This is a genomic window from Citrobacter sp. RHB35-C21, assembly GCF_013816515.1.
Lineage (GTDB): Bacteria > Pseudomonadota > Gammaproteobacteria > Enterobacterales > Enterobacteriaceae > Citrobacter > Citrobacter braakii.
Window position 1 is genome coordinate 3,436,422 of the sequence record NZ_CP057147.1, and the last position, 20,050, is coordinate 3,456,471.

A 20,050-nucleotide genomic window follows, 5' to 3' on the forward strand; every position below is an offset into this window, starting at 1 on the left:
ACCCCACCATGTGGGCTAGTCAGATGGCATCTGCAGCCATAAAGCTGCTCAATTAATTTGCGGGGTTACTATGATTACACTGTGGGGTCGCAATAACTCGACCAACGTAAAAAAAGTATTGTGGACGCTCGAGGAACTGGAACTGCCGTATAACCAAATTCTGGCGGGCGGACAGCATGGCGGTAACCGCGATGCCGACTATCTGGCACTCAACCCGAACGGACTGGTCCCGCTGCTACGCGATGATGAAACGGACGTTGTTCTCTGGGAATCCAATACCATTGTCCGCTATCTGGCAGCTCAGTACGGACAAAAGCGTTTGTGGATTGACGCCCCGGCCGCGCGCGCCGTCGGTGAAAAATGGATGGACTGGGCAAACCAGACGCTAAGTCCTGCGCATCGGGTTATCTTGTTTGGCCTGGTCAGAACCCCTGCCGAGAAACGCGATATGGCGGCAATCGAGGCAGGTAGTCAGGTGTGCGATAACCTGTTTGCTATTCTGGATAACGCGCTGGCGGACCAGCCATGGTTCTCCGGGGCTGAATTTGGCACTGCCGATATCGCCGTTGCGCCGTTCATCTATAACCTGTTCAACGTTGGTCTGAGCTGGACCCCACGCCCACATCTGGAGCACTGGTATCAGCAACTGACCGAACGTCCGGCGTTTCAAAAAGTCGTAATGATCCCGGTCAGCTAACTAAATCAGGGACTCACTTTCAGTAATTCCCCGTCGGACTCGTCGGTTAGTACGTATAAGTACCCGTCTGGTCCGACGCGCACATCACGGATCCGTTGTCCCCTTTCCTGCAACAGACGACCCTCTTCGGTGACGGCATTCCCTTTGACGCTCAGCACGATCACTTCTTTATCTTTCAACGCGCCAATGAACAACTTCTGCCGCCACTGTGGGAAGGTATCGCTATTATAAAAAGCCATTCCGCTGACCGCCGGTGACTTTTCCCAGTAAAAGATGGGTTGCTCTGTTCCAGCAACAATTGGGCCTTTTGCTTCGGGAATTTTAAGACCACTGTAGTTAACGCCCCAGGTCGCAAGCGGCCAACCATAGTTTTTCCCTTTCTCCGGGATATTGATTTCATCGCCCCCGCGTGGACCATGCTCATTGAGCCATAGCGTATCGCTCCAGGGATTCATCGCCATCCCCTGCGGGTTGCGGATACCATATGACCAAATCTCTGCCCGCGCTCCTGCCCTCTTCACAAACGGATTATCCGGCGGAATTTTTCCCTCATCGGTCAGTCGTACGACCTTGCCCTGCAACTTATCCAGATCCTGTGCGGTAGAACGTTGATTATTTTCACCAAGACCAATAAACAGATAACCGTTGCCATCAAAAACCATACGTCCGCCAAAATGGTTTCCGCTGGAGAGCTTCGGCTGTTGGCGAAAAATGGTCTGGAACCCTTGCAGATGTTTGAGATCGTCGCTCAGTCGTCCGTAACCAACCGCTGTCCCGGCGTTACCTTCACTGTCAGCTTCAGCAAAGCTAAGCCACACCCGGCGAGATTGTTTAAAATCCGGAGCTAATGCCACATCAAGCAATCCCCCCTGACCATTCGCCCAGACTTTGGGTACGCCGGTTAGCGGGTCGGAAAGCCCCTTTCCAGACTGCCAAAGTCGAAGCTGGCCGCCTTTGAGCGTAATGAGCATACCGCGATTGTCGGGTAAAAACGCCAGCGACCACGGATGATCGAGTTTCGTTTGCAGCACTTCCACCTCTACCGCGGCGGCATAAGAGGAAAATAGCGCGAGTGGGACAGCACAGAGAAAGAGTCGACGCATAACACCTCCTTAATGGCTCTGCATAAAGCGTAGCCAGCAAGGGGAATTATCCCGCCACATTTACATAATCTTAACGAAAAGGGGGAGCGCCCTCCCCCTGATTCAGACGTGTTCCAGCGTTGGATAAGATTGCAAACACTGGATACTTAGCGTCAGCGTTGTCAGGCAGTTTTCCAGTTTCTCTGCGTTAACGGCGATAAAAGTTGGACAATCGTGATGTCCACTCATAAGACAAACAGCGGCGGCGGCTAACGCCCCTTCAGCACGATGAAGGGCATTCCACTCTTCCTGATCAAGATGCATACCGTGAAGCTGTGATTGCTCGTGCAATTCGCGATTCAGTGCAAAAAAATTATCACGCAGACGATCGCTCTCGCTGACTGACATGTAGCCTTTCGCTTTTCTCAACAGCAGATAAGCGGCAAGTTCGACACGGGCGTTTATCAATTTGTTGAGAAGATCGGTTCTCAGTCTGTCAACAACCATACTTTGTTCCTCCTCTTTCCAACTATGGTGCAACTTAATAGTATGGTCATTTTTTGAACAAAGTCGTGTCCAGGATCAATCCATCACCGAAAATTAACATAATTTACAAATAATCTTTAATTCCACGCCGGGCGTGGCGACTGATGGTATGAGATTGCGATACAATTTTTATTCAGAACTCTGTAGAATCCGTGCCCTGAATATTCCAATAACTGAACAATTTTTACGCTATGAGCAATGTAACCCACCAGCCGAAAATCGGCTTTGTCTCCCTCGGCTGCCCGAAAAACCTCGTCGATTCTGAACGCATCCTGACCGAACTTCGTACCGAAGGCTATGATGTTGTGCCAAGCTACGACGACGCGGATATGGTTATCGTTAACACCTGTGGCTTTATCGACAGCGCGGTTCAGGAGTCGCTGGAAGCAATCGGCGAAGCGCTGAACGAAAACGGCAAGGTGATCGTCACCGGCTGTCTGGGCGCGAAAGTCGATCAGATCCGTGAAGTCCACCCGAAGGTGCTGGAAATCACCGGGCCGCATAGCTACGAACAGGTTCTGGAGCACGTTCACCACTATGTGCCCAAACCAAAGCACAACCCGTTCCTGAGCCTGGTTCCTGAACAGGGCGTCAAGCTCACTCCGCGTCATTATGCCTATCTGAAAATTTCTGAAGGCTGCAACCACCGCTGCACGTTCTGCATTATTCCGTCGATGCGTGGCGATCTGGTGAGCCGTCCGATTGGCGACGTCCTCAGCGAAGCCAAACGTCTGGTGGATGCGGGCGTGAAAGAGATACTGGTCATTTCTCAGGATACCTCCGCGTACGGCGTGGATGTGAAGCATCGCACCGGTTTCCATAACGGCGAGCCGGTCAAAACCAGCATGGTTGATCTGTGCGAGCAGTTATCAAAACTGGGGATCTGGACTCGTCTGCATTACGTCTATCCCTACCCGCACGTTGATGACGTGATCCCACTGATGGCGGAAGGGAAAATCCTGCCGTATCTGGACATCCCGCTGCAACATGCCAGCCCGCGTATTCTTAAGCTGATGAAACGCCCAGGCTCCGTGGACAGACAACTGGCACGCATCAAGCAGTGGCGTGAAATCTGCCCTGAACTGACGCTGCGCTCAACCTTCATTGTCGGTTTCCCGGGTGAAACGGAAGAAGACTTCCAGATGCTGCTCGACTTCCTGAAGGAAGCGCGTCTGGACCGCGTGGGCTGCTTTAAATACAGCCCGGTAGAAGGCGCTGGCGCCAATGACCTGCCGGACCAAATCCCGGAAGAGGTGAAAGAGGAACGCTGGAACCGCTTTATGCAATTGCAACAGCAAATCTCTGCTGAACGTTTGCAGGAGAAAGTGGGCCGCGAAATTCTGGTTATCGTTGATGAAGTTGACGAAGAAGGCGCGATTGGCCGCAGCATGGCTGACGCCCCGGAAATCGACGGCGCGGTATACCTGAATGGCGAAACCAAGGTGAAACCTGGCGATATCATCCGCGTGAAGGTCGAAAACGCTGATGAATACGATCTGTGGGGCACCCGCGTTTAAATAAGCGCAACCCAACTGTAGGCCGGATAAGCGTTACGTCTTATCCGGCCCTGTGATTTATCCTTTAATTTTCGGGTCCAGCGCGTCGCGCAGACCATCTCCGAGTAAGTTAAACGCCAGTACCGTCAGGAATATCGCCACCGCCGGGAAAATCGCCACGTGCGGCGCGATCACCATATCAGCGCGGGCTTCATTGAGCATTGCCCCCCACTCCGGGGTCGGCGGCTGCGCACCCAATCCCAGAAATGACAGGCTCGCGGCAGAGATAATCGACGTGCCAATTCGCATGGTAAAAAAGACCACGATCGATGAAACCGTACCCGGCAGGATATGGTTGAAGATGATGGTCGCATCGCTGGCGCCGATACTGCGCGCGGATTCAATAAAGGTCTGCTGCTTTAGCACCAGCGTATTTGCGCGCACCAGCCGCGCGAAGGCCGGAATGGAGAAAATGGCCACGGCAATAATCACGTTTGCAATGCCGCTGCCCAGCACAGCGACCACGGCTATCGCCAGCAAAATACCCGGAAAGGCAAACAGCACATCGCAGATACGCATAATCAGTCGATCCCACCAGCCTTCGTAGTATCCCGCCAGCAGACCCAGCACGGTGCCAATCGCCGCGCCAATAAATACGGCAAAGACCCCCGCCGCCAGCGAGATTTGCGCCCCCACCAGCACGCGGCTAAAAATATCCCGCCCCAGCGAGTCAACGCCGAACCAGTGCAGCACCGACGGTCCGTCATTCAGACGGTCATAATCGAAGTAATTCTCGGCATCAAATGGCGTTAACCAGCGAGCAAAAATCGCCACCATTATCAGCAGCACGACAAATAACCCCGCTAACATCGCCATGCGCTGGCGACGGAAACGACGCCAGAATTCATGCCACGGCGTGCGTATCTGCTCAGGCTTAACAAGGGGCATCGCATTTAAAATCGCCTGTCGGCGCCAGTTAAAAAATCGCATCCTTACTTGTACCTGATAGCCGGATTAATGGCGGCATAGAGCACATCCACCACTAAGTTAATAAGAATAAACTCCAGAGAAAACAACAGCACCTCGGCCTGAATCACCGGGTAGTCGCGCATTTCGACTGAGTCCACCAACAGCCGCCCAAGCCCTGGCCAGTTAAACACCTTCTCAACGACAATTGAGCCGCCAAGCAAAAAGCCAAACTGTAGCCCCATCATGGTGACCACCGGGATCATCGCATTACGCAAACCATGTTTTAACACCACCCAGGTTTCACTCACCCCTTTGGCCCGCGCGGTACGCATATAGTCTTCACTGAGCACATCGACAAACGAAGCGCGGGTAAACCGGGCTAACACCGCAGCCACCGCCGCACCCAGGGTAATAGACGGGAGGATATAGTGCCGCCAGGTATCAGCGCCAACGGTGGGTAACCAGCCAAGCTCAACGGAGAATATCTGCATGAGCAGCATGCCAAGCGCAAACGCCGGGAAAGAGATCCCGGTGACGGCGAGCGTCATACTCAATCTGTCCGGCCAACGATTGCGCCATACAGCAGCAATGATCCCTGCCGTCATGCCGAATAACACCGCCCACGCCATGCTGGCAATGGTCAGCCATAGCGATGGCATAAAACGACTGGCTATCTCTTCGGAAACCGGGCGACGAGAAACCATTGAGGTTCCAAAATCGCCTTGCAACACGTTAGTAATGTAATGCCAGAACTGAATATGCAGCGGCTGGTCCAGACCCAACTGCTGACGCACCAGTTCGATAACCTCAGCATCAGCCTCCGGTCCGGCAATCAGCCGGGCCGGATCGCCGGGTAGCAGGTGAACAAATAAAAATACCAGCACCGCTACAATCAACAGAGTTGGAATCAACCCCAGCAGGCGCTTGAAAACATAGTTAAGCATCACACTCCCTTCGCCGGCCCCTGCGTGGCGGGGCCGGATGAATAGCTTATTTTAAATCCGCATCATCAAAGCTAAATCCGGTATCCGGCATGATCCAGAACCCGGTCAATCTGGTGTTGTGCGCCGAAATCAGTTGTTCCACAACCAGTGGGATCCACGGCGACTCTTTCCAGATAATATCCTGCGCATCCTTGTACAGCTTCGCTTTCTGGGCCAGATCGTTGGTTTGCAAAGCTGCTGCTAAATCACTGTCCACCTGCTTATTGCTGTAGAACGCCGTATTAAACAGCGTTGGCGGCCAGTTTTGAGATGCAAACAGCGGTGACAGCGCCCAGTCTGCTTCACCCGTAGAGGCAGACCAGCCGGTGTAGAACATGCGTACCCCGCTCTCTTTCTGCGCTTTACCTTCGACTTGCGCCGCGCGCTGACCGGCATCCATCGCCGTCACCTGAGCCTTAACGCCCACCTGCGCCAGTTGCTGCTGGGTAAATTGCAGCACTTTCTGCGCGGTACTATGGTTATGAGAAGACCATAGCGTGGTGGTAAAACCGTTCGGATAACCCGCTTCTTTCAGCAGTTCGCGCGCTTTTGCCGGGTCGTATGGCCATGGCGTATAGCTTTGCGCATAGGCGATCGACGGAGGGAGAACGCCGGTTGCTGGCGTTGCGTAACCGGCAAACGCCACTTTCACCAGCGCCTGACGGTTGATGGCATAATTCAGCGCTTCACGCACCTTCGGGTTATCGAACGGTTTTTGCGTGACGTTCATGCTGATGTAACGCTGCATAATAGACGGACTGGCCACCAGTTCCAGGTTTTTATTCTTCGCCAGTAGCGCCGCCTGTTCGTAAGGGATCGGGAAGGCAAACTGCGCTTCCCCGGTCTGCAGCATTGCCGCACGCGTGTTGTTGTCGGTCACCGGACGCCAGGTAATCGTATCCAGCTTTGGCAGCCCTTGCTGCCAGTAACCCGCGAACTTCTTAACCTTTACAAAATCCGTCTGATTCCAGGTCTCAAGCTGATACGGCCCGGTCCCCACGGGATGAAAACCGATCTCCTTGCCGTATTTCTCCAGCGCGGCGGGAGAGATCATCGCCGTAGCCGGGTGCGCCAGAATATTGATAAATGCAGAGAACGGCTGCTTCAGCGTTATCTTCACCGTCGACGGATCGACGACCTCGGTTTTATCGATATTCTTATACAGGTTGTAGCGTTTCAGATGGTTTTCCGGGTTGCTGGCCCGGTCGAGGTTAGCTTTAACCGCATCGGCGTTGAAGTCGGTGCCGTCCTGAAACTTCACGCCCTGTCGCAGCTTAAGGGTATAAGTCAGGCCATCATCAGAAACCGCATAACTCTCCGCCAGCACATTTTTCAGCTTCATCTCTTTATCAAGGCCAAACAGTCCCTGGTAAAACGACTTCGCTACCGCCTGCGACAACGTGTCGTTTGCGTCGTAGGGATCGAGGGTGGTGAAATTGGATCCTACCGCCACTACTACATCTTTGGCGGCCCAGCCAGGTGTGGCGGCCAGCGCAGAGGCCACTCCCACAGCAACCAGCCATTTTCGAGCAACAATTTTTGTCATGTTATTCTCCTTAAACCCTGCCTGCCTGTTATAAACGCGAAAGCGCATTTTCTGGTTGCCCACGCGCAACATAATGCCCCGGGCCAACTTGCTGGAGTGAAACGGGGGAAATCTCTTCACCGCGTTTGCGGATATTACTGGGGATATCATCCGACAGCAGCACGCGCTGGGGCCGGTGATGTGAGGGATCGGCGACCGGGACTGCCGCCATCAGTTTGCGGGTGTACGGATGCTGCGGATTTTCAAACACCGCGCGTCGGGTGCCGATCTCGACGATTTGCCCAAGGTACATCACCGCCACCCGATGACTGATCCGCTCCACCACCGCCATATCGTGGGAAATAAACAGGTACGCAATCCCCATTTCTCGTTGGAGGTCGAGCAACAGGTTGATAATTTGCCCGCGAATTGAGACATCCAGCGCCGAGACTGACTCATCGGCAATAATCACCTTGGGATTGAGCGCCAGCGCCCGGGCAATACAGATCCGCTGACGCTGCCCACCGGAAAACTCATGCGGATAGCGCCAGGCATGCTCAGGGAGCAATCCTACGCGTTCCAGCAGCCATGCAACCCGTTTTGCCGCCGCATCGCCTTGCAGTAGCCCATGCACCCGCAGCGGTTCTAAAATGGAATATCCCACGGTCTGACGCGGATCGAGCGAAGCATAGGGGTCCTGGAAGATAAATTGAATATCCCGACGCAGCGGCTGTAGCTTACTGGCGGCCAGGGTATCGATACGCTGTCCGTTGAAAACAATCTCCCCGCGTTGAGACTCGACCAGACGTAGCAGCGCCCGACCGGTGGTGGATTTCCCGCAGCCTGACTCCCCCACCAGCGAGAGCGTCTCTCCGGGCCACAGGTCAAAGCTGACGTTTTCCACCGCATGCACCTCGCGGGTCACCCGATTAAGAATGCCGCTGCGCAGCGGAAAACGCGTCACCAGATTACGTACCTGCAAAATAGGCTCGCCTTCAACCACGGTATCCTGTTCAGTCTGTGGTTCTACATGGCTGGGATCGTGTAACGAAATGAGTGGAAACCGGCGCGGGTACGCTTGTCCGGTCATCGCCCCAAGCTGCGGCACGGCTGCCAGCAGCGCTTTGGTGTAAGGATGCTGGGGAGCGTGAAAAATCTGCTCAACGCTGCCGGTTTCTACCGCCTCGCCCTGATACATCACCAGCACGCGATCGGCAATATCCGCTACGACGCCCATATCGTGGGTAATAAAGATCACTCCCATCGACATATCCTGCTGCAGCACTTTTATCAGTTGCAGGATCTGTGCCTGAATAGTGACATCCAGCGCGGTAGTCGGCTCATCGGCAATTAAAACCGCAGGGCGACACGATAGCGCCATGGCGATCATTACCCGCTGGCGCATGCCGCCAGAAAGCTGGTGCGGATAGCGCGATAAAATAGCCTTCGCCTCGGGGATACGCACCTGGTCGAGCATCCGTTTCGCTTCCACCATCGCCTCTTCGTGGCTGGCCCCCTGATGCAAACGGATTGACTCAGCAATCTGCTCACCTACGGTAAATACCGGATTAAGCGATGTCATGGGCTCCTGGAAGATCATGGCGATATCCGCGCCACGCACGTGACGCATCCGCGACGCGCTCTGTTCACCCAGCTCAATAACCTGTCGGTTACGGCGTCGAAGGAGCATTTCATCGCAGCTCACCTCGCCGCCTGACTGTTCAATCAAACGCATTAGCGACAAGGCTGTTACCGACTTTCCTGAACCGGATTCACCCACTATCGCCAGCGTTTCACCACGCTTCAGGCGAAATGACAGATTACGCACCGCACTGATGCGCTGTTGCTCCTGTTCAAAGGCAATGTTCAGGTTGCTGACTGCCAGCACGTCGCAGGCGTCAAGCTCATCACTGTGTGGCAACGGTATCTCCTTTTTCCCGATAAATACCGGTGGTTGGCGTATCGCCTGCATATCCCCAAGCACGGTACATGCCTTCGCTGTTAAACGGCAAGGCGACGTTGCCCTCGTGATCGACGGCAATTAAACCGCCGCTACCGCCGAGCGCCGGTAATTTTTCCATTACTACGCGTTCGCACGCCTCCGATAAACTCAGGCCGCCATAGTCCATCAACGCCGCAATGTCATAGGCCGCCAGCGCACGAATAAAGACTTCACCGGTTCCGGTGCAGGAAACGGCCACACTTGCGTTATTGGCATAACAGCCAGCGCCAACCAGCGGACTGTCACCTACCCGACCCGGTAATTTGTTGGTCATCCCGCCGGTCGATGTTGCCGCCGCCAGATTGCCAAACATATCCAGTGCGACCGCACCCACAGTACCCATTTTGTTGTTTTCATCCAGCGGGGTCGCGCTATGATCCAGCACCGTTTCACCCGCCGATTGCGCTGCCAGCAGTTGAGCATAGCGTTCTGGCGTCGAGAAAATATCCGCCGAAACGCGCTCCATACCCTGCGCAATGGCAAAGTTTTCAGCCCCTTCACCTATCATCATGACGTGGGGGCTGTGCTCCATCACCAGGCGAGCCGCGAGAATTGGATTGCGCAGATGGCTAACCCCGGCGACGGCTCCCGCGTTTAGCGTATTACCGTCCATCACACAGGCGTCCAGTTCATGGGTTTCATCACGGGTATACACCGCGCCAATTCCGGCATTAAACAACGGACACTCCTCCAACAAACGCACGGCTTCGGTGACCACATCCAGTGCGCTACGACCGTCTTCAAGCATCCGTTGGCCGGTTTCAACGATATCCGACAGCGCTTGTATATAACGCAATTCTTGCTCCTGGCTCAGTAACGCGCGGGTGATAGCCCCTGCGCCGCCGTGAATTGCAATGACTGCTTTACCCATTTTATTCGTCCATTAGGTGGCGGGTACCGGGGGGTTATAAATATCAGAATTTCGGTGACTTATTGATTCGATTTTTGAATATAGAAAGATGCAGACGTCATGTAAAGGTAAAGGCCCGCACCTCACACCCCGTCTCATCAGGTCATTCAGATGTGTTTAACGGAAAGGAGATCTCTCGACGTTGGTGCTAAATTATTCAAGCCGATCGGTAATCTGTTTTTTTGCATAAAACACAAAGCGTTCTACAGACGGCATACACGCTGCCCAGTTATGTTTGGTTAACCCCAGATATTCCGCACGCGCCGCTTGCAGCAAATCAGCATGCTCAGCGGGTAATTGCGGCAGAAGCCAGGATGCGGCCTCATCTTTAGCGACAATATTACCCGTAACCACGCTATACCAGATACGTGCCAGAGCAAGGATGATATTACGCTCGTCCCCCTCTAAATCAGCCGGTTTCTGCCACATCTCAAGGATATGCCGAAATGTTTGCAATACATCGCTAAACGGAATGACGTTAAATAACGTTTCAGCCGGTTCACCGAACAGCGGTACGCTGGCGCGCCGGGCCTGGGTCAGCAGAATAGAAAGATCAGCATCCACCATTGCCGGTTCAAACACGCCAGCACGAATATCATCACGCAACCATTCGCCAAACTGCATTTCTCTCGCCGGTGGGAATCGCCACGGCACGATCTGCGAGTGCAGAACCACGGTCACTTCCAGCGCACGATATGGCCCGGAGGTGCCGGGAGGCGCTGAAATGGTCAGCAAATCCTGCATCAGTTTTTTTCTTTGTCGGACATTTATTGGTTCACGCAGGGTGACCAATAAATCAATGTCGCTTTGGGGTTTTAAGCCGCCTTCAACCGCAGAGCCATACAAATGAAGGGCAATGAGATTCCCCTCGAAAATCTGGCGGATGCACGCACTGGCGGCCTCCACCTGTCGTCGAATTGCGTCTGGAATAATATTAGCCATTTAGCCCCAGGGAAAAATGAGCGGAAATATTGAGTCTATACTGCATTCTTCTTGCAGCGCTATCCCTGGCACAAAACCTTTACCAGATCTGATTCTAAGCCTGAGGTAGCATACTGCCCGCGTCCATTTTCTGACATAATGAGCAGATTCGATTTTGCCCCGCAGGAGTCTTCTCATGGAATTTACCGCCGGACTGATGCCGCTTGAAACGGCTCTCTCTCAGATGCTTTCGCGTATTACCCCGCTCACCGCCGTCGAAACGCTGCCGCTGGTTCAATGCTTTGGCCGTATTCTGGCCACCGACGTTGTCTCCCCCATTGATGTACCGGGATTCGATAACTCAGCAATGGATGGCTATGCGGTACGATTAGCCGATTTACAATCTGATCAGCCGCTTGCGGTGGCGGGTAAAGCCTTTGCCGGTCAGCCTTTCCATGGCGAGTGGCCTGCGGGAACCTGCATCCGTATTATGACCGGCGCCCCGGTACCTGCTGGTTGTGAAGCGGTGGTGATGCAGGAGCAAACGGAACAAACTGACGACGGGGTGCGTTTTACCGCCGAAGTCCGCCGCGGGCAAAATATTCGTCTGCGCGGTGAAGATATTGCAAACGGCGCGGTGGTGTTTCCCGCCGGGACTTGCCTGACAACCGGCGAGCTTCCCGTTCTGGCTTCGCTCGGTGTTGCCGATGCTCCCGTTGTGCGCAAAGTCCGCGTGGCGCTGTTCTCCACCGGTGATGAACTGCAGTTGCCTGGTCAGCCGCTGGGAGACGGGCAGATTTATGACACTAACCGTCTGACCGTTCACCTGATGCTGCAACAGTTAGGCTGCGAAGTGATCAACCTGGGGATTATTCGCGACGATCCCAACGCACTGCGTGCCGCGTTTATCGAAGCCGACAGCCAGGCCGATGTCGTCATCAGCTCCGGCGGCGTTTCAGTAGGCGAAGCGGATTACACTAAAACTATTCTGGAAGAGCTGGGAGAAATTGCCTTCTGGAAGCTGGCCATCAAACCGGGCAAACCGTTCGCGTTTGGCAAACTGAGCAACAGCTGGTTTTGCGGTCTGCCGGGTAATCCAGTGTCTGCGGCCCTCACCTTTTATCAACTGGTACAACCGCTCCTGGCGAAACTCAGCGGCAACACCGCCTGTGGACTGCCGCCTCGCCAGCGCGTGCGCACCGCCTCACGCCTGAAGAAAACACCTGGCCGTCTGGATTTTCAGCGCGGCGTATTGCAGCGTACCGCTGAAGGCGAACTGGAAGTCACCACTACCGGGCACCAGGGCTCGCATATTTTTAGCTCTTTTAGCCAGGGTAACTGTTTTATCGTGCTGGAGCGCGATCGCGGTAACGTCGAAGCCGGCGAATGGGTTGAGGTCGAGCCGTTTAACGCACTGTTTGGAGGCCTGTAATGGCAGAACTCAGCGACCAGGAGATGATGCGCTATAACCGGCAAATCATTCTGCGCGGCTTCGATTTCGAAGGTCAGGAAGCGCTCAAGGACGCGCGGGTACTGGTCGTTGGTGTGGGGGGACTGGGATGCGCAGCAACTCAGTACCTTGCAGGCGCTGGCGTCGGGCATTTAACCTTGCTCGACTTTGACACGGTCTCCGTGTCGAACCTCCAGCGCCAGACGCTGCACAGCGATGCGACCGTTGGACAGCCAAAAGTGCTATCCGCCCGCGACGCACTGGCGCGGATTAACCCTTATATCGCCATTACGCCGGTGAATGCCCTGCTGGACGAGAGCGAGATTCACACGCTTATTACCGAACACGATTTGGTGCTGGACTGTACGGATAATGTCAGCATCCGCAATCAGTTGAATGCCGGATGCTTCGCCGCCAGGGTTCCGCTGGTTTCCGGTGCGGCAATTCGCATGGAAGGACAAATTACCGTATTTACCTACCAGGAAGGAGAGCCCTGCTACCGTTGCCTGAGCCGTCTGTTCGGTGAAAACGCCCTGACCTGCGTAGAGGCCGGAGTGATGGCCCCGCTGATCGGCGTGATCGGCTCGTTACAGGCGATGGAAGCCATTAAGCTACTGGCTAACTACGGTAAACCGGCTTCAGGAAAAATCGTCATGTACGACGCCATGACCTGCCAGTTTCGCGAAATGAAGCTGATGCGCAATCCCACCTGTGAGGTCTGCGGGAGTTAGCAGAGAAATCGTCGGCACCACACTATTGCCAGAGGGCGATGCTAATGCCTCCAATCAGGCCTACAACAGCGCATTGTGTAGGCCGGATAAGGTGTCAGCCGCCATCCGGCAAAACAGACTTACAGAGAAGTGCGTCCAAATGCGCTCTGCCAGTCGTGCTCGAACTTCGCTACGGCAGCATCAACGGCCGGAGAGCTAATCATCTGCTGAGCGACATCCAGCGGCAGCGTGATGGACTCGCAGCCTGCCAGCAGGCAATCCAGCGCCTGACGCGGCGTTTTAAAACTGGCGGCCAGTACTTTGGCGTGCGGGGCATGCATTTTCAGTAAGGTCTGCAGATCGGTCACCGTCTGAATGCCGTCCCCCCCCTGCGCATCCACACGGTTAACATATGGCGCAACGTATTCGGCCCCCGCAAGCGCAGCTAATAGCCCTTGAGCAGCGCCGTATACCGCGGTACCCAACGTCGGGATCCCTTCTTCTTTCAGCAATTTAATGGCCGTCAGACCTTCTGCCGTGACCGGCACTTTGACCACGATATCCGCAATGATTGCCCGCAGCTTACGCGCATCGCTGACCATGCCTTCGGCGGTGGTCGCCATTACCTGAGCAAACAGGCGTCCTTGCCCTCCCATCGCTTCCTGCAGTTGCGGCAGTAACACGTCCAGCGTCTGCTTACCTGCCGCCACAATGCTTGGGTTAGTGGTCACCCCTGCCAGCGGAAAAACCCGCGCCAGAGCTTTTACCGCGTCAACGTCAGACGTATCTAAATAGAGTTCCATAACCTTTCCTCAAACGAATAATTAGCATGAATAAAAGGTAGCACGGCGAAACCTCACGGTTGGTTGACGTACGTCAATATAACTTTCATTCGAAAGTAATTTAATCTTTATACGAAAGATGAGAGGCCGCTTATGATTTTCAATATCCAGCGCTATTCCACACATGATGGTCCCGGTATCCGTACCGTGGTGTTCCTTAAGGGATGCTCTCTGGGCTGTCGGTGGTGCCAGAATCCGGAAAGCCGCGCCCGCACGCAGGATCTGCTCTATGACGCGCGTTTGTGCCTCGACGGTTGCGATCTCTGTGCTCAGGCCGCACCGAAGGTGATTGAACGCGCGCTGAGTGGATTGCTGATTCATCGCGAAAAACTGACCGATGATGCGCTCACGGCGCTGACCCACTGCTGTCCAACCCAGGCGCTGACCGTCTGCGGAGAGGAAAAAAGCGTGGACGACATCATGGCGACCGTAGTGCGTGATAAACCGTTTTACGATCGCAGCGGCGGGGGTCTCACCCTGTCTGGCGGTGAACCCTTTATGCAGCCAGAACTGGCGGCAGCGCTGCTCAAAGCCAGCCACGATGCAGGTATTCATACAGCGGTTGAAACCTGTCTGCATGTCCCGTGGAAGTATATTGAACCGTCATTACCTGACGTCGACCTGTTCCTGGCCGATTTAAAACATGTCGCCGACGCGCCGTTTAAACAGTGGACCGATGGCAGCGCCTCTCGCGTACTGGAAAATCTGAAAAAACTGGCCGCCGCCGGTAAAAAAATGGTTATCCGCGTCCCCCTGATTCAGGGGTTCAACGCTGACGAAGCCGCTATTCAGGCCATTACCGATTTTGCTGCCGACGAGCTTCACGTCGATGAGATCCATTTTTTGCCCTACCACACGTTGGGCATCAACAAATACCACTTACTCAGTCAACCCTACAACGCACCGGATAAACCGCTTGATGCGCCTGCGCTGCTCGAATTTGCCCAGCAGTACGCCAGCCTGAAAGGTTTAACCGCGACCCTACGAGGATAATCGCCATGACCACTCTGAAACTGGACACACTCAGCGACCGTATCAAAGCGCATAAAACGGCCCTGATCCACATCGTGAAGCCGCCGGTTTGTACCGAGCGCGCCCAGCACTATACCGAGATGTACCAACAGCATCTGGATAAACCTATTCCGGTTCGCCGCGCGCTGGCGCTGGCCCATCATCTGGCGGAACGCACCATCTGGATCAAGCATGACGAACTGATCATTGGTAACCAGGCAAGCGAAGTGCGTGCCGCGCCAATCTTCCCGGAATACACCGTGTCGTGGATTGAAAAAGAGATCGATGACCTCGCCGACAGGCCGGGCGCTGGCTTTGCGGTAAGCGAAGAGAACAAACGCGTGTTGCACGAGGTGTGTCCATGGTGGCGTGGTCAGACCGTGCAGGATCGCTGCTACGGGATGTTTACGGACGAGCAGAAAGGGCTGCTGGAAACCGGCATTATCAAAGCCGAAGGTAACATGACCTCTGGTGATGCACACCTGGCGGTAAACTTCCCGCTGCTGCTGGAAAAAGGTCTCGACGGCCTGCGCCACAAAGTTGATGAACGTCGTTCCCGCATCAATCTGACTTGTCTGGAAGACCTCCATGGCGATCAGTTTCTGAAAGCGATTGATATCGTGCTGGAGGCCGTCAGTCTGCACATTGAGCGCTTTGCCGCGCTGGCACGTAAAATGGCGGCCACGGAAACTCGCGCCAGTCGTCGTGATGAACTGCTGACCATGGCGGACAACTGCGATGTGATCGCCCATGAGCCGCCAAAAACGTTCTGGCAGGCGCTGCAGTTGTGCTATTTCATCCAGTTGATCCTGCAAATTGAATCGAATGGTCACTCGGTGTCGTTTGGTCGCATGGATCAGTACCTCTATCCGTTCTACCGTCGTGACGTAGAACTGAACCAGAGCCTCGATCGTGAGCACGCCATTGAGCTGCTGCACAGCTGCTGGCTGAAACTGTTGGAAGTGAACAAAATCCGCTCCGGCTCCCATTCGAAAGCCTCGGCGGGTAGCCCGCTGTATCAGAACGTGACCATTGGTGGCCAAAACCTGGTTAACGGTCAGGCAATGGATGCCGTCAATCCGCTCTCCTACGCCATTCTGGAATCCTGCGGTCGCCTGCGTTCTACTCAGCCAAACCTGAGCGTGCGTTATCATGCAGGGATGAGTAATGATTTCCTGGATGCCTGTGTACAGGTGATCCGCTGCGGCTTCGGGATGCCTGCCTTTAATAACGACGAAATCGTCATACCTGAATTCATTAAGCTTGGCATTGAACCGCAGGACGCCTATGACTATGCGGCCATTGGTTGCATCGAAACCGCTGTTGGCGGCAAATGGGGCTACCGCTGTACCGGTATGAGCTTTATTAACTTTGCCCGCGTGATGCTGGCAGCGCTGGAAGGTGGTCGCGATGCCACCAGCGGTAAAGTATTTCTGCCACAGGAAAAAGCGCTCTCGGCTGGTAACTTCAACAATTTCGACGAAGTGATGGATGCCTGGGATGCGCAGATTCGCTACTACACGCGTAAATCTATCGAAATTGAGTATGTTGTCGACACCATGCTGGAAGAGAACGTACACGATATTCTGTGCTCTGCGCTGGTAGATGACTGTATTGAACGCGCGAAAAGCATTAAGCAAGGCGGCGCGAAATACGACTGGGTATCGGGTTTGCAGGTGGGTATTGCCAACCTCGGCAACAGCCTGGCTGCGGTGAAGAAACTGGTCTTTGAACAAGGCGCTATCGGTCAGCAACAGCTGGCCGCCGCGCTGGCCGACGATTTTGACGGTCTGACCCACGAACAATTACGCCAGCGGCTAATTAACGGCGCACCGAAATACGGCAACGATGACGATAGCGTTGATACGCTGCTGGCTCGTGCTTATCAGACCTATATCAATGAGTTGAAACAGTATCATAATCCGCGTTATGGACGTGGCCCGGTTGGCGGCAATTACTACGCGGGTACCTCGTCTATCTCCGCAAACGTACCGTTTGGCGCGGCAACGATGGCCACACCGGATGGTCGTAAGGCGCACACTCCGCTGGCAGAAGGCGCAAGCCCGGCTTCCGGAACGGACCATCTCGGCCCAACAGCGGTAATTGGCTCGGTGGGTAAACTGCCGACCGGTTCAATCCTCGGCGGCGTGTTGTTAAACCAGAAGCTGAACCCGGCCACGCTGGAGAATGAATCCGATAAGCAAAAGCTGATGATCCTGCTGCGTACCTTCTTTGAAGAGCACAAAGGCTGGCATATTCAGTACAACATTGTCTCCCGTGAAACGCTGCTGGAAGCCAAAAAACACCCGGATCAGTATCGTGACCTGGTGGTCCGTGTAGCAGGTTATTCGGCCTTCTTCACCGCGCTGTCTCCAGATGCGCAGGACGATATCATCGCACGTACTGAACATATGCTGTAATCCCCCTTACCCGGCGGCATTTCGCTTGCCGGGTATTCTTCTTTCGAATGAAATAAATTTGTGCTTTAGCTCACATTGTTATTAAAATGTTTCTGGTCGCAGTTATGAGCCAGGAGCAAGTATGACCATCAAAGTTATCGTCACCGATATGGACGGAACTTTTCTCGACGACGCCAAAAAATACGATCATGCACGTTTTATGGCGCAGTATCAGGAACTGAAAAAACGAGATATTGAATTTGTCGTGGCCAGCGGCAATCAGTATTACCAACTGATCTCCTTTTTCCCGGAACTCAAAAATGAGATCTCTTTTGTTGCCGAGAACGGGGCGTTAGTCTTTGAACATGGCAAACAGCTGTTTCACGGTGAGCTGACCCGCCACGAATCCCGCATTGTCATTGGCGAACTGCTCAAAGATACGCATCTCAACTTTGTGGCTTGCGGCCTGCAAAGCGCCTACGTTAGCGAAAATGCCCCCGAGTCCTTTGTCGCATTGATGTCAAAACACTACCATCGCCTGAAACCCGTGAAGGATTATCAGGACATCGATGATGTGCTGTTCAAGTTCTCGCTGAATTTACCGGACCAACAAATCCCATTAGTGATCGATCACCTTCATTCTGCCCTTGACGGTATAATGAAACCCGTCACCAGCGGCTTTGGGTTTATTGACCTGATCATTCCAGGCTTGCATAAAGCCAACGGAATCAGCCGTCTGCTAAAGCGCTGGAACCTGTCACCGCAAAACGTGGTCGCCATCGGCGATAGCGGCAACGATGCAGAAATGCTGAAAATGGCTCGCTACTCTTTCGCCATGGCCAATGCGGCAGAGAGTATCAAATCGATTGCCCGCTATCAGACCGACAACAATAACCATCAGGGCGCGCTGAACGTGATTCAGGCAGTGCTGGATAACACTTCCCCTTTTAATTGCTAATCCTGCCCAACCGGGGTATCCCCTTGCCCCGGTTTCCACGCTTTTTCATGTTTCTCACACCATCAAATTTTAAACTTGCGTTAACTAAATTTTAACTTATATTATCACCTGTAAGTTAAACAAGTTTCGAATGAAAGTTAATGCGAGGTGGATATGGCTTTTACTTTTACCAGCGACACGTTGCCCACCGATCACAAAGCGGCAATCCGGCAGATGAAAAAGCAATTGCGTGAACAGCTTGGAGATGTTCAGTTGATTTTCAATCAGTTGAGCGAGGCCATTGCCAATCGCGTGGCGGAAATCAACGCCCTCAAAGCGCAAGGCTCTCCGGTATGGCCTGTGTTGTCCTATGCGGATATCAAGGCAGGTCGCGTGAGTGCTGAGCAGCGTGAAGAAATTAAGCGTCGCGGATGCGCGGTCATTAAAGGCCATTTCTCTCGCGAACAAGCCCTCGATTGGGATAGGTCAATGCTGGACTATCTGGACCGCAACCATTTTGACGACGTTTACCAAGGACCGGGCGATAATTTCTTTGGTAACCTGAGCGCGTCGCGACCTGAAATCTACCCCATCTACTGGTCCCAGGCGCAGATGCAGGCCCGTCAGAGTGAAGAAATGGCAAATGCGCAGTCATTTCTCAACCGTCTTTGGACATTTGCAGGCGAAGATAAGCAATGGTTTAACCCGGATGTCAGCGTTATCTACCCCGACCGCATACGCCGTCGTCCACCGGGAACGACGTCCAAAGGGCTGGGCGCGCATACGGATTCCGGCGCGCTGGAACGCTGGCTTCTGCCGGCATATCAGCAGGTCTTTGCTAATGTTTTCAATGGTAAGCTGGAAGATTACGACCCGTGGCAGGCCGCGCATCGCACTGAAGTAGAAGAGTACACGGTGGATAACACCACCAAATGTTCAGTATTCCGCACCTTCCAGGGCTGGACTGCTCTCTCCGATATGCTGCCAGGTCAGGGGTTGTTGCACGTGGTCCCTATCCCTGAAGCGATGGCCTGGGTACTGTTACGTCCATTGCTTGACGATGTGCCGGAAGATGAACTTTGCGGCGTTGCGCCCGGCAGAGTTCTGCCGATTTCTGCGCAATGGCATCCGCTGCTGATTGAAGCGTTAACCAGCATTCCGCAACTGGACGCCGGAGACTCCGTCTGGTGGCATTGTGATGTGATCCACTCCGTCGCACCGGTAGAAAATCAACAGGGTTGGGGCAACGTGATGTACATCCCTGCCGCACCGATGTGCGAAAAGAATCTGGCCTACGCCCATAAAGTGAAGGCCGCGCTGGAAAAAGGCGTATCGCCGGGTGATTTCCCACGCGAGGATTATGAAACTCACTGGGAAGGACGCTTCACGCTGGATGATTTGAATATCCATGGCAAGCGTGCGCTGGGGATTATTTAATTTGTAACTTACACAAGTTTCCCTAAGTATTTCGCGTTACAGGAAGGCGGCCAGCCTGTAAATCCCCGCAAGCTTACACAAGTAAGTGACCGGGGTGTACAGGTGCAGCCAACACACCTGTAACACGAAAGAC

At 54.0% G+C, this 20,050-nt stretch carries 17 protein-coding genes; 8 read left to right on the plus strand and 9 right to left on the minus strand.

Features of this window, described 5'->3' with window-relative positions:
* Positions 1-70: 70 nt before the first annotated feature.
* Positions 71-697, plus strand: coding sequence for a glutathione S-transferase family protein (locus tag HVZ39_RS16815; protein WP_016152396.1), 627 nt, complete (start codon positions 71-73; stop codon positions 695-697).
* A gap of 5 nt (positions 698-702) precedes the next feature.
* Here the strand turns inward: HVZ39_RS16815 and HVZ39_RS16820 are convergent, their stop codons facing one another.
* Positions 703-1,800 (minus strand): PQQ-dependent sugar dehydrogenase, encoded by a 1,098-nt coding sequence (locus HVZ39_RS16820; RefSeq protein ID WP_103283664.1) that lies wholly within the window; start codon positions 1,798-1,800, stop codon positions 703-705.
* Between the two features lie 102 nt (positions 1,801-1,902).
* The gene (bssR, locus tag HVZ39_RS16825; protein WP_047359409.1) at positions 1,903-2,286 is read right to left on the minus strand and encodes a biofilm formation regulator BssR; all 384 of its coding nucleotides are present in this window, start codon (positions 2,284-2,286) and stop codon (positions 1,903-1,905) included.
* 230 nt (positions 2,287-2,516) lie between these two features.
* Here bssR and rimO point away from each other — a divergent pair, with 230 nt between their 5' ends.
* Entirely contained in the window at positions 2,517-3,842 is a 1,326-nt protein-coding gene (gene rimO, locus HVZ39_RS16830) for a 30S ribosomal protein S12 methylthiotransferase RimO (protein WP_016152393.1), read from the plus strand.
* Between the two features lie 57 nt (positions 3,843-3,899).
* Here rimO and gsiD read toward each other — a convergent pair whose 3' ends face one another.
* The 6 genes from gsiD to HVZ39_RS16860 all read right to left on the minus strand — a co-directional run bounded on the left by gsiD (position 3,900) and on the right by HVZ39_RS16860 (position 11,152).
* Positions 3,900-4,811 (minus strand): glutathione ABC transporter permease GsiD, encoded by a 912-nt coding sequence (gene gsiD, locus HVZ39_RS16835; protein ID WP_181632726.1) that lies wholly within the window; start codon positions 4,809-4,811, stop codon positions 3,900-3,902.
* 2 nt (positions 4,812-4,813) lie between these two features.
* Complete coding sequence (gene gsiC, locus HVZ39_RS16840) at positions 4,814-5,734, minus strand: glutathione ABC transporter permease GsiC (protein WP_016152391.1); 921 nt, start codon at positions 5,732-5,734, stop codon at positions 4,814-4,816.
* 46 nt (positions 5,735-5,780) lie between these two features.
* The gene (gene gsiB / locus HVZ39_RS16845) at positions 5,781-7,319 is read right to left on the minus strand and encodes a glutathione ABC transporter substrate-binding protein GsiB (protein ID WP_181632727.1); all 1,539 of its coding nucleotides are present in this window, start codon (positions 7,317-7,319) and stop codon (positions 5,781-5,783) included.
* 28 nt (positions 7,320-7,347) lie between these two features.
* Positions 7,348-9,219 (minus strand): glutathione ABC transporter ATP-binding protein GsiA, encoded by a 1,872-nt coding sequence (gene gsiA / locus HVZ39_RS16850; protein ID WP_131348161.1) that lies wholly within the window; start codon positions 9,217-9,219, stop codon positions 7,348-7,350.
* Positions 9,206-10,171, minus strand: a complete 966-nt coding sequence (gene iaaA / locus HVZ39_RS16855; RefSeq protein ID WP_016156081.1) for a beta-aspartyl-peptidase — start codon at positions 10,169-10,171, stop codon at positions 9,206-9,208. Before iaaA ends, gsiA begins: the two co-directional genes overlap by 14 nt.
* Before the next feature lie 192 nt (positions 10,172-10,363).
* On the minus strand, positions 10,364-11,152 hold the full coding sequence (locus HVZ39_RS16860; protein WP_181632728.1) for an aminoglycoside adenylyltransferase family protein: 789 nt from the start codon (positions 11,150-11,152) through the stop codon (positions 10,364-10,366).
* A 175-nt stretch (positions 11,153-11,327) separates the two neighbouring features.
* Here HVZ39_RS16860 and moeA point away from each other — a divergent pair, with 175 nt between their 5' ends.
* A complete protein-coding gene (gene moeA / locus HVZ39_RS16865) occupies positions 11,328-12,563 on the plus strand; it encodes a molybdopterin molybdotransferase MoeA (RefSeq protein ID WP_181632729.1) in 1,236 nt (411 codons plus the stop codon).
* A complete protein-coding gene (gene moeB / locus HVZ39_RS16870; protein ID WP_137367128.1) occupies positions 12,563-13,312 on the plus strand; it encodes a molybdopterin-synthase adenylyltransferase MoeB in 750 nt (249 codons plus the stop codon). Before moeA ends, moeB begins: the two co-directional genes overlap by 1 nt.
* Before the next feature lie 119 nt (positions 13,313-13,431).
* On the opposite strand, the gene fsa is transcribed toward moeB, so the two are convergent.
* A complete protein-coding gene (gene fsa, locus HVZ39_RS16875) occupies positions 13,432-14,094 on the minus strand; it encodes a fructose-6-phosphate aldolase (protein ID WP_019076360.1) in 663 nt (220 codons plus the stop codon).
* Between the two features lie 132 nt (positions 14,095-14,226).
* Here fsa and HVZ39_RS16880 point away from each other — a divergent pair, with 132 nt between their 5' ends.
* The 4 genes from HVZ39_RS16880 to HVZ39_RS16895 all read left to right on the plus strand — a co-directional run bounded on the left by HVZ39_RS16880 (position 14,227) and on the right by HVZ39_RS16895 (position 19,917).
* Positions 14,227-15,126 (plus strand): glycyl-radical enzyme activating protein, encoded by a 900-nt coding sequence (locus HVZ39_RS16880; protein WP_016152383.1) that lies wholly within the window; start codon positions 14,227-14,229, stop codon positions 15,124-15,126.
* 5 nt (positions 15,127-15,131) lie between these two features.
* Complete coding sequence (locus HVZ39_RS16885; protein ID WP_049040697.1) at positions 15,132-17,564, plus strand: glycyl radical protein; 2,433 nt, start codon at positions 15,132-15,134, stop codon at positions 17,562-17,564.
* 121 nt (positions 17,565-17,685) lie between these two features.
* The gene (locus HVZ39_RS16890; RefSeq protein ID WP_047359428.1) at positions 17,686-18,501 is read left to right on the plus strand and encodes a Cof-type HAD-IIB family hydrolase; all 816 of its coding nucleotides are present in this window, start codon (positions 17,686-17,688) and stop codon (positions 18,499-18,501) included.
* A gap of 153 nt (positions 18,502-18,654) precedes the next feature.
* Entirely contained in the window at positions 18,655-19,917 is a 1,263-nt protein-coding gene (locus tag HVZ39_RS16895; RefSeq protein WP_181632730.1) for a DUF1479 domain-containing protein, read from the plus strand.
* The last annotated feature ends 133 nt before the right edge of the window (positions 19,918-20,050 follow it).